This window comes from Paraburkholderia dipogonis (assembly GCF_042680985.1).
Lineage (GTDB): Bacteria > Pseudomonadota > Gammaproteobacteria > Burkholderiales > Burkholderiaceae > Paraburkholderia > Paraburkholderia phytofirmans.
Map to the genome: position 1 here is coordinate 297376 of NZ_JBHUFR010000018.1, position 10631 is coordinate 308006.

Sequence of the window (10631 nt, forward strand, 5' to 3'; positions counted from 1 at the left end):
CGCGCGGCCACGTATGGAGAACGCCGGATGCAAGCCTGGCTACCTGACCTGCAACAACTGCTCGCGCACGGCGACGCCGCCGTGCTGGTGACGGTCGCGCGCGTCGAAGGTTCGGCGCCCCGCGAAGCCGGCACCAAGATGATCGTCACGCGCGATTCGGCGAAGCACACCATCGGCGGCGGACACCTCGAATGGAAAGCCATCGAGACCGCGCGCCAGGTGTTGCGCGACGGCATGCGCTCACCGCATATGCGTCGTCTGGAGCGTTTCGCGCTCGGCCCGAGTCTCGGTCAATGCTGCGGCGGCGCGGTGATTCTCGCCTTCGAGCGGCTCGATGTGGGCGACCTCGGCTGGATTACGACGCTGGCGAAACGCGTGGCCGCGGGCCAGTCGACGGTGCGTAGCGTATCATTCGGCCCCGCACCGGATGCGGTGATGCTGTCCGACCCCGAGCCGGGCGTCGACGCCGCTGACTGCCTGCTGTGGGACGGCGCCGGTTTCGACGACAGCGGCGCGCTGCTCACCGAAACCGTCGCGCCTGGCGACTTTTCGGTCGTGCTGTTCGGCGCCGGTCACGTGGGCGCCGCGCTGGTTCGCGTGCTGGCCACGCTGCCGTGCGCGGTTCGCTGGGTCGACGAACGCGACGCGCAATTTCCGCCTGCGGAAACGCTGCATGCGCCAAACGTGAAGATCGATCCGAACGACGCCCCCGACGAAGCCATCGACCAGGCCGCGCCGAATACGTACTTCATCGTGATGACGCACAACCATGCGCTCGATCTCGAGTTGGCCGAGCGCATTCTGCGGCGTGGCGACTTCGCGTTTTTCGGCATGATCGGCTCGCATAGCAAACGCAAGCAGTTCGAACACCGGCTGGCCGCGCGCGGTCTCGATCCGTCGCTGATCGCGCGGATGAAGTGCCCGCTCGGCGTGGACGGCATCGTCGACAAGTCGCCGGAGATCATCGCGATCTCGGCGGCGGCGCAGGTGCTTCAGGCCGTCGAAGCGAACGCGGGCGTGCATCACGCCACGCAGACGGTTTGATGCACGGCATGTCGTCGACAGAACGCCTACGCATCCGGCGCGCGATGACTCCACAAGCGACTCCAACGAAATCCTGACCGACCATGACTACAACGACTGTTACCACCACGACGCTGGCCGAAAAAACCGCGCTGGCACCGAAGGCCGAATTGCACATCCACATTGAAGGCTCGCTCGAACCCGAACTGATCTTCGCGCTCGCCGAGCGCAACGGCGTCAAGCTCGCCTACGACTCGATCGACGCCTTGCGCGCCGCGTACGCATTCACCGATCTGCAATCGTTTCTCGACATCTACTACGCGGGCGCAAGCGTGCTGCTGCACGAGCAGGACTTTTACGACATGACGATGGCGTACGTCGAGCGCTGCCTCGCCGACAACGTGATTCACAGCGAAATCTTCTTCGATCCGCAGACGCACACCGAACGCGGCGTGCCGATCGCGACCGTCGTGGCCGGCATCGAACGCGCGCTCGCCGACGCCGAAAAGCGCGGCATGACGAGCAAGCTGATTCTGTGCTTCCTGCGTCATCTATCCGAAGAAGACGCGCTCGCCACGTTCGAAGAAGCGCTGCCTTTGTTCGAGCAGTACAAGCATCGCCTGATCGGCGTTGGTCTCGATTCGTCGGAACGCGGCCATCCGCCTTCGAAGTTCGAACGTGTCTTCGCCAAGGCGCGCGCACTCGGCCTCAAACTCGTCGCGCATGCCGGCGAAGAAGGGCCGCCGTCGTATATCTACGAAGCGCTCGATCTGCTGAAAGTGGACCGCGTCGATCACGGCGTGCGCAGTATCGAAGATCCGGCGCTCGTCGCGCGTCTCGCGGATTCGCGCGTCGCGCTGACCGTGTGTCCGCTGTCGAACCTGAAGCTCTGCGTATTCGACGACCTGACCAAGCACACGCTGAAGGACCTGCTGGATCGCGGCGTCGCCGTAACGGTGAATTCCGACGATCCCGCGTATTTCGGCGGCTACGTGAATGCCAACTATTTCGCCACCATCGACGCGTTGAAGCTCAACGATGCCGAGGTCTACACGATCATCCGCAACAGCTTCGAAGCGTCGTTCGTCACGCCCGAGCAACGCAGCGAACTGATCGCGAAGCTCGACGCGCACTGGCACCCAAGCGGTCCGCACTGACGGGCCGATGTATCGCAGCCGGCGGCGGCAGGGGTTCACTTGAGAGCCCATGACCGAACCGTCGTCCGGACTGTGCAGCTTCTCACAATCGGAGACGGTTTTTCCATGACTCAATCTGCCAACCCGGCCAAAGCAGCCAAACCGGCCCAAGCGGCATTCCGCGCGCAACTGCTGACCTTTAACGGCGATCCCGCGCAATCGCCTGACGCGGCGGTCTTCAACGAGGACGGACTGCTGATCGTCGAAGACGGCCACGTCGTCGCGGCCGGCGCGTATGCCGCGCTCGCATCGCAACTCGCGCCTGGTACGCAAGTGCAGGAAATGCGCGACAAGCTGATCGTGCCGGGTTTCATCGATACGCACATTCACTATCCGCAGACGGACATGATCGCGTCGCCGGCGCCGGGTTTGCTGCCGTGGCTCGAAACCTACACGTTCCCGACCGAGCGCCGCTTCACGGATCCGGCTTACGCGCGCGACACCGCGAGCTTTTTCGTCGACGAACTGCTGGCCTGCGGCACGACGACCGCGCTCGTGTATTGCACGGTTCATAAGGAATCGGCGGATGCGCTCTTCACCGAAAGCGAAGCGCGCAATCTGCGCATGGTGGCCGGCAAGGTGCTGATGGACCGCAACTGTCCCGAGTTCCTGCGCGACACCGCGCAATCGGGCTACGACGACAGCGCCGAGCTGATCGGCCGCTGGCACAATCGCGGCCGCCAGATGTATGCGCTGACGCCGCGTTTCGCGCCGACTTCGACCGAAGCGCAACTCGAAGCGTGCGGCGTGCTGGCGGGCAAGCATCCGGACATCTTCATCCAGAGCCACGTCGCGGAAAATCACGACGAAGTGAAGTGGGTGGCCGATCTGTTCCCCGGCCACCGCAGCTATCTGGACATCTACGATCACTACGGCCTGCTGCGCCGCCGCGCCGTGTACGGCCATTGCATTCACCTCGACGCGGAAGACCGGCAACGCATGGCGCAAACCGGCACGGTCGCCTCGCATTGCCCGACCTCGAACCTGTTCCTCGGCAGCGGCCTGTTCGACTTCGACAAGGCCGATGAGGCCGGCATGCCGATCGCGTTGGCGACGGACGTCGGCGGCGGGACCTCGTTCTCGATGCTGCAAACCATGAATGAGGCGCACAAGGTCGCGCGTCTGGGCGGCCATCATCTGACGGCCACGCGCATGTTCTATCTGGCTACCGCCGGCGCCGCAGAAGCGCTCGATCTGGCAGACAAGGTCGGGACGCTGAAGCCGAAGTCGGAAGCGGACTTCGTCGTGCTCGATCCGCGCGCGACGCCGCTGCTCGCACGCCGCACCGCGCGCACTGAAACGCTGGAGGAACTGTTGTTTGCATTCGCGCTGCTCGGCGACGATCGCGCGATCTATGAGACGTATGCGGCCGGCAAGCGCGTGCATCGTCGCGATGATGCGCGGCAGAGTGCGTCGGGCGCGGCGAGGATCGCTGCTTGAACTGGTGAGTTACGCGGATGAATAGAGAGCGGCGCTTCGATCCCGAAGCGCCGTTTTCCTTTGATGCTCACCGCGCGTCCAACTCACCGCTGCATGCACACCTCATGCAACGCATTCAACCGACGCACCGGATCAGCCACATACGGATTTGTCTCGTCCCACGCATAGCCCGCCAGCACCGCGCTGATCATGCGACGAATCGACGGCGTCTGGTCCGGATAAAAAATGATGTCCTGCAACGCACCTGAATACCAGCGCTCGACAAAAGCGCGGAACGTATCGATCCCCTTGCGCAACGGCACGTCGTAAGCGGCCGACCAGTCGACCTGCTCCCCGTCCAGTTGCCGGTTCAAGGTCTGCACCGCGAGATGCGCCGAGCGCAGCGCGATCGTCACGCCGGACGAAAACACCGGATCGAGAAACTCGCCCGCATTGCCCAGCAGCGTGTAACCCGGCCCATGCAGACGCTCCACATTCGCCGCATAGCCGCCGATGTGGCGCACCGGCATCAGGAACGGCGCGTTGCCGATCAGGCGGTTCAGCGTCGGCTCCTGCTGGATCAGCCCGCGCAGCTTCGCGTCGCGCCCCGCGTCCGGCACGTCGAGGAAACTCGCCTCGGCGACACACCCCACCGACGAACGGCCACCCGCCAGCGGAATCATCCAGAACCACACGTCGCGATGTTCCGGATGCGTCGCCACGCAGATCTTGTTGCGGTCCGTCATGCCCGCCGGAATGCCGTCCTGCACGTGCGTGAAGATCGCGGCGCGCGTCGGCATGCGCGTCGGCGCTTCGAGGTTCAGCAAGCGCGGCAGCACACGGCCGAAGCCGCTTGCGTCGAACACGAAACGCGCTTCGATCTGATAAGCGTGATCCGCTTCGTCGATCACATCGACCAAAGGCGTGGCGCCCGTGTGAACCGCGCGCACCGTATGGCCGAAGCGCACATCGGCGCCCTGCTCCGCCGCGCAGCGAATCAGTATGTCGTCGAATACCGCGCGTTCGACCTGATACGTGGTGCCCCAACCGGGCGAATGCTTGTCGCGAAAGTCGAACGCGGACGACTGGTCGCGATACACGAAATGCGCACCGTTCTTGTACTGAAAGCCCGCTTCGACCACGGCCCGCAGCATGCCGGCCTCTTCGAGGTAAGCCATGCTTTGCGGCAACAAACTCTCGCCGATGGAAAAGCGCGGAAAATGCTGGCGTTCCAGCACCAGCACGGAGCGCCCGGCTTTGCGCAACAACGCTGCCGCAACCGCGCCTGCCGGCCCAGCACCGATGATCACGACGTCGACGGTCGTGCGCTTTGACGAATGTGTACTCAAATTTGCCTCAATCGTTTGGCTTGCCCGGAGCAGCGTTTCGCTGCATCCTTACGTCTCGTTACAACTTCGCTTCAAGGCCCCGAAGGATGTCTTCGGGGCGGGCACAACAAGAACGCTATTTCGCCGGGAGCCCAGCGTGTCGCCATCCGAAACATCCAGTGTGCCTTTCGTGCCGGAAACGGCGTTCGGGATCTGGTTCCTGCGTACCTATACCTGGGAACATCATGTGCTGCGGGTCGCGATCAACGACCTTAAACGCCTGATCGACACACCCTTGCCCGAGGCGCCGGTGATCGTCGACGTCGGCTGCGGCCAGGGCATTTCCTTCCGTTTGCTCGCCGATGCGTTCAAGCCGCGCCGCCTTGTCGGCATCGACTTCCACGAGCCTTCGTTGACGCTCGCCGCGCAGGCGGCAAACGCCTGCCGCGACAAGCTGGCGGATATCGAATTGCTGCACGGCGACTGCGCGAAACTGCCGCTGCCCGACGCGAGCGCCGATATCGTGTTGTGCCATCAAACTTTTCATCACCTCGTCGAGCAGGACCGCGCGCTCGCCGAGTTCCACCGCGTGCTCAAGCCGGGCGGCGTGCTGCTGTTCGCCGAATCCACCGATGCGTACATCAAATCGTGGGTAATCCGGCTGCTGTTCCGTCATCCGATGCACGTGCAAAAGAGCGCCAGCGGCTACCTCGACATGATCCGCCGCGGCGGCTTCAACTTCAGCGAGCGCAACGTGTCGCTGCCCTACCTCTGGTGGAGCCGCGCAAAAGACTTCGGTCTTCTCGAACGGCTCGGCCTGTCTCATCCGCAACCTGGCAAGCGTCGCGAAACGCTGGTCAACGTCGCCGCGGTCAAAGCCGGTTAATACGTATCAGGGCGCGTAGCAAGGCACGCAGCAAAACACGCGCCTGATGCGATAAAACAGCGCGAGGCGGCGTACACACCGCCTTCCCGCTTGCCTCGCGCGCATGCGTGCTACTCCGCGCCGGCTCGCGCGAACCCACGCTTACTTGCGCAACGTCACCACTTCACCCGTCAACGCGACGCCGGCAACCACGGCGCCCGCGCCGCACGTGTACTCGGTGGCGCTTTCACGCAACTCGTTCTTGTAGTTGCTCTTGATGTTGATCACCGCGTTGCCGCCTTCCTTGCGCGCGCGTTCCTGCAACTCGATCACCGCCGAGAGGAAAACGTGCTGGCAGGCTTGCAGATCGCTCTTGCCGAACGCGTTGGTCTTCTTGTTGGTGGCGAATTCACCCATCGTCTTCACGACTGCCGGATGACGCTGGCCGGCGAAATACAGCCCGATGTCTTCGCTCACTTTGCCCGGTTCGCTTTGCAGGGCCTGCTCGACCGGAAAGTAGCTGACCGTATCGCGAGCGAAGGCCGGTGCAGCGCTCAGCGTGGCAAACGAAGCAAACAATGCGGCAAACAGCAGATGACGTTTCATTGAGACTCCTTGGTGGTTGTTGTTGCTCTGTGAGTTCTTTTTCAATCAGCCTGGTTCGGCTCAGTTCGATTCCAGCACGACGAGTTGACCGCTTACCGCAATCGCGGCGGCGCTCGGACTAACGCCGCAGGTGAATTCGGTCGACGAGCTGCTCTCGGTGCTATGAAAACGCGTCGACACATCGATTACGGCATTGGCGTGGCGTTCGCTGGCCGCCGCGCGCAGTTTTTGCACGGCTTCGGCGAGCGCTGCGTGACAGGCGTCGTCGGGGCCGGCGACCTTGCGCGCGATCCGCACGGAATACGACACGTCGCCCAGCCGGTTCCTGACCGCCGGGTGGTCCTGTTGCCCGAAATACACCGGCACGTTGCCGCGCGATTCGCCGCCGGCCGCGGCGAGCGGCAGCGACTTCACCTGCGTCGCGCAACCCGCCAATGTCAACGCCATGACTGCCAATGCGCCCAGTACACCTGTTCTTTTCATTTTTCTCGCCTTCGTTTTTGAAAAAGTCGCGGCCGTTTCAGCCGCCCTGCCATGCCCGGAACACCAAACTCGCGCAACTTCCGCCGAACCCGTATGACACCGACATCGCCGTGCCGATGCGCGCCTCGCGCGCCGTGCGCACGAGCGGCATACCGTCGAGCGCGGGCTCCGGCGTGTGGATATCCGCCGTGCCCGCGATAAAGCCGTCGCGCATCATCAGCAGCGTGTAGATCGCCTCGTGCGCGCCGCACGCGCCAAGCGGATGGCCGGTCATGCCCTTGGTCGACGAAAACGCCGGCACACGATGATCGAACGCCGTGCCGAACACTTCGTTCACCGCGTGCAGTTCTTCGAGGTCGCCGAGCGGCGTCGACGGTGCGTGCGTGTTGATGTAGTCGGGACGCTTGCCCGCTTCGTTCAGCGCGCCGCGCATGGCCCGCGCAATGCCCGCCGCGCGCGGCGTGACCATGCCGCTGCTGTCCGTGCAGTCGCCGAAACCAGTCAACTCCGCGTAGATGCGCGCGCCGCGCGCGAGCGCATGATCGAGCGACTCGAGCACCAGCACGCCGCCGCCCGACGCGATCACGAAGCCGTCGCGCTCGGTGTCGTACGGACGCGAGGCACGCTGTGGCGTGTCGTTGAAGCGGCGCGACAACGCGCCCATGGCGTCGAACATCAGCGTCATGTTGTCGTGCAGCGACTCGCTGCCGCCGGCCAAGACGATCTGCTGACGGCCGGTCTGAATCAGCTGCATCGCCTGGCCGATGGCGAGCGCCGAAGTCGTGCACGCCGACGACGGCGAATAGCTCACGCCTTCGAGCCCGAACACCTGCGCGACATTGGCCGACGCGGTGCTGCTCATCGCGTGCGGCACGACATAGGGCGGTACTTTCTCGACGCCGCGCGAATTGGCGACCGCCATGGCCGCGTCGTAGCTCAGCATGTTGCCGACGCCCGAGCCAATCACTGTGCCCACGCGCGGCGAACGTAGCGCCTGAGCGTCGAGCCCGGCGTCGCCGATCGCCTTGCGCGCGGCATGACAGGCGAAGCGCGCGGTGTCGCCCATGAAGCGTTCGAGCTTGCGCTCGAACGGCGGCTCGTGCGCGACCGAGGCGACGCCCGCCACCTGTGAGCCGAAACCCCGCTCGCGCCACGCGTCGATCCGCTCGATCCGCGAGCGGCCCGTGCGCAAGGCAGCGGACACTTCGTCGAGCGTATTGCCGAGACACGACACGATTCCCATGCCGGTCACGACCACGCGTTGCAACGCCACGCTCATCGAACGCGCCTGAAAATCAGCGACGTGTTGATGCCGCCGAACGCGAAGTTGTTGCTCATCACGTATTCGGCGTCGATCTCGCGGCCCGCGCCGACAATGTAGTCGAGCGGCGCGCAAGCCGGGTCAATATTTGTCAAGTTCAAGGTGGGCGCATACCAGTTGCGTTTCATCATCTCGATGGTCCACCACGCTTCCAAAGCGCCGCACGCGCCGAGCGTGTGGCCGACATAACTCTTGAGCGAACTGATCGGCATGCGCGCGCCGAAGGTCTGCGCGGTCGCATGGCTTTCGGCAATGTCGCCTCGATCCGTCGAGGTGCCGTGCGCGTTCACATACTCGATCGCTTCGGGCGGCAGTTGGGCGTCGTCGAGCGCGAGCCGCATTGCGAACGCCATGGTTTCGGCGGTCGGCTGGGTCATATGCGCGCCGTCCGAATTGCAGCCGAAGCCGACAATCTCCGCGTGAATCCGCGCGCCGCGCGCCACCGCATGTTCGTATTCTTCGAGCACCAGCGTAGCCGCGCCTTCGCCGACCACGAGGCCGTCGCGCGCGGCGTCGAACGGACGCGGCGTCAGATGCGGCTCGTCGTTGCGCGTGCTGGTGGCGTACAGCGTGTCGAACACGGCTACAGCCGGACCCGACAATTCCTCGGCGCCGCCCGCGAGCATGAGTGTCTGCTTGCCGCTCTGGATCGCTTCATACGCGTAGCCGATTGCCTGGCTGCCCGACGCGCACGCGCACGAGGTCGGAATGATCCGTCCCTTCAGATCCCAGAACAGGCTGACGTTGACAGCCGTGGTGTGCGGCATCATCTGCACGTAGCTGTTCGACGTGACGTCGCCCATCGAGCCGGTTTCGAGCATCGTGCCGAACGCGCGGATCGGCTGCACCGAGCCCGACGACGAACCATAGGCGACGCCCATGCGGCCGTCCTTAATGGTGGCGTCGTCGGCGAGGCCCGCGTCAGCGAGCGCCAGTTCGCTGGCGCGCACCGAGTACATCGACACCGGCCCCATCGAACGGGTTTTCTTGCGCGGATAGTGCGCGGGCGCCGTGAAATCCGGCAGCGGACACGCGAGCCGCGTATGCAACGATTCGAAGTAATTCCACTCGGGCATGCGGCGCACGGCGTTCACGCCGCTCTTCAAGCGCGTTTCGATCACGTCCCAGCTATCGCCCAACGCCGTGACGCCGCCCATGCCGGTTATGACGACGCGTTTCATCAGATCATCCCGCCGTTGACGCCGATCACCTGACGCGTGACATACGAGGCCGCATCCGACATCAGGAAGCTGACCACGGACGCCACCTCGGCAGGCTGGCCGACGCGGTTCATCGGCACCGTCTTGAGCGCCTGTTCGAGCGGCATTTCATCGAGCATGCCGGTCTCGATCAGCCCCGGCGCCACGCAATTGACGGTGATGTTGCGCGAGGCCAGTTCGACGGCCAGCGCCTTGCTCGCGCCGATCAGGCCGGCCTTCGCCGCGCTGTAGTTGACCTGGCCGCGGTTGCCCATCACGCCGGACACGGAAGCGATCGTGACGATGCGGCCGCCCTTGCGGGCGCGCACCATCGGCATGGTCAATGGATGGACGACGTTGTAGAACGAGTCGAGACCGGTTTCGATCACGATGTCCCAATCTTCTTCGGTGAGCGCGGGGAACGCGGCGTCGCGGGTCACGCCCGCGCTGCACACGATGCCGTAGTACGGCCCGTGCGCCGCGACGTCCGCTTCGAGCATTCCGCGGCACACCGCGCGCTCGCGCACGTCGAATTGCAGCACGCGCGCCGTGCCGCCCTGCGCGGCGATGCCCGTTGCCACCGCATCGGCTTCGCTGCGTCCCGTGCGGCAATGCACGGACACCGCGAAGCCGTCGGCGGCCAACTTGTACGCAATCGCGCGGCCGATGCCGCGGCTTGCGCCGGTAACGAGAACACGCCGGCTCATGAACTGAAACTCCCTTCGATGAATGACTGAAAATCGCGCGGTTGAAAAACCTTGATGACGGCTTCGGCGCACACCGCGTCGCCGTGCCGGATGGTGCATTCGTAGGCGCCATGGCCCTCTTCGCTGCGCAGCAGTTCCGAGACGTGCACCGATAAGCGCGCGCCGCCCGCGAACGACGGCCGCAATGCCTTGTAGCTGCGCGAGCCGAGCAGCACGCCAGGGCGCGCGCGGCCGCCGCCGCGCATGGCCAGCAAGGCGACATGCGCGGCGATCGTCTGCGCCATCAGTTCGATGCCGATCCACGCGGGCATAGCGCCGTCGGCGTCGGCATACCAGGCGTCGGCGCGCACCGTGGCGTGCGCGCTCAGCGTTTCCTCACTGAATGTATCGACCGAATCGATCAGCAGCATGGTGCCGCGATGCGGGATGATCGCTTCGATTGGCTGCCGGAGCAGTTCGTCAACGGTGGGCGTCGGGTTCATCG

General features: G+C 64.6%; 11 protein-coding genes. 4 read left to right on the plus strand and 7 right to left on the minus strand.

The window, feature by feature from the left end:
- Positions 1 to 27 precede the first annotated feature (27 nt).
- The 3 genes from xdhC (at position 28) to guaD (ending at position 3659) form a co-directional block, all read left to right on the plus strand.
- A complete protein-coding gene (xdhC, locus tag ACFSNN_RS24970) occupies positions 28 to 1044 on the plus strand; it encodes a xanthine dehydrogenase accessory protein XdhC (protein WP_134458093.1) in 1017 nt (338 codons plus the stop codon).
- An 83-nt stretch (positions 1045 to 1127) separates the two neighbouring features.
- On the plus strand, positions 1128 to 2180 hold the full coding sequence (locus tag ACFSNN_RS24975) for an adenosine deaminase (protein ID WP_134458092.1): 1053 nt from the start codon (positions 1128 to 1130) through the stop codon (positions 2178 to 2180).
- Positions 2181 to 2285: 105 nt separating this feature from the next.
- Positions 2286 to 3659 carry a guanine deaminase gene (gene guaD, locus ACFSNN_RS24980; protein ID WP_134458091.1) on the plus strand — a complete coding sequence of 458 codons (1374 nt, stop codon included), beginning with the start codon at positions 2286 to 2288 and terminating at the stop codon, positions 3657 to 3659.
- Between the two features lie 83 nt (positions 3660 to 3742).
- Here the strand turns inward: guaD and ACFSNN_RS24985 are convergent, their stop codons facing one another.
- On the minus strand, positions 3743 to 4987 hold the full coding sequence (locus ACFSNN_RS24985; RefSeq protein WP_134458090.1) for an NAD(P)/FAD-dependent oxidoreductase: 1245 nt from the start codon (positions 4985 to 4987) through the stop codon (positions 3743 to 3745).
- 136 nt (positions 4988 to 5123) lie between these two features.
- Here ACFSNN_RS24985 and ACFSNN_RS24990 point away from each other — a divergent pair, with 136 nt between their 5' ends.
- A complete protein-coding gene (locus ACFSNN_RS24990) occupies positions 5124 to 5852 on the plus strand; it encodes a class I SAM-dependent methyltransferase (protein ID WP_134458089.1) in 729 nt (242 codons plus the stop codon).
- Positions 5853 to 5993: 141 nt separating this feature from the next.
- Here the strand turns inward: ACFSNN_RS24990 and ACFSNN_RS24995 are convergent, their stop codons facing one another.
- Genes ACFSNN_RS24995 through ACFSNN_RS25020 form a run of 6 tightly spaced genes read right to left on the minus strand, consistent with a single transcriptional unit; the run spans position 5994 to position 10629 of the window.
- Positions 5994 to 6437 (minus strand): excinuclease ABC subunit A, encoded by a 444-nt coding sequence (locus tag ACFSNN_RS24995; protein WP_012434019.1) that lies wholly within the window; start codon positions 6435 to 6437, stop codon positions 5994 to 5996.
- A 60-nt stretch (positions 6438 to 6497) separates the two neighbouring features.
- Positions 6498 to 6920: a signal peptidase gene (locus tag ACFSNN_RS25000; protein WP_134458088.1), complete on the minus strand. Its 423-nt coding sequence runs from the start codon at positions 6918 to 6920 to the stop codon at positions 6498 to 6500.
- 37 nt (positions 6921 to 6957) lie between these two features.
- Positions 6958 to 8199, minus strand: coding sequence for a beta-ketoacyl-[acyl-carrier-protein] synthase family protein (locus ACFSNN_RS25005; RefSeq protein ID WP_134458087.1), 1242 nt, complete (start codon positions 8197 to 8199; stop codon positions 6958 to 6960).
- Complete coding sequence (locus ACFSNN_RS25010; RefSeq protein WP_134458086.1) at positions 8196 to 9422, minus strand: beta-ketoacyl-ACP synthase; 1227 nt, start codon at positions 9420 to 9422, stop codon at positions 8196 to 8198. Before ACFSNN_RS25010 ends, ACFSNN_RS25005 begins: the two co-directional genes overlap by 4 nt.
- Positions 9422 to 10147 (minus strand): 3-ketoacyl-ACP reductase FabG2, encoded by a 726-nt coding sequence (locus ACFSNN_RS25015; protein WP_134458085.1) that lies wholly within the window; start codon positions 10145 to 10147, stop codon positions 9422 to 9424. Before ACFSNN_RS25015 ends, ACFSNN_RS25010 begins: the two co-directional genes overlap by 1 nt.
- Positions 10144 to 10629 carry a hotdog family protein gene (locus tag ACFSNN_RS25020; protein ID WP_134459118.1) on the minus strand — a complete coding sequence of 162 codons (486 nt, stop codon included), beginning with the start codon at positions 10627 to 10629 and terminating at the stop codon, positions 10144 to 10146. The genes ACFSNN_RS25015 and ACFSNN_RS25020 overlap by 4 nt, the downstream gene beginning before the upstream one ends.
- Between the last annotated feature and the right edge of the window lie 2 nt (positions 10630 to 10631).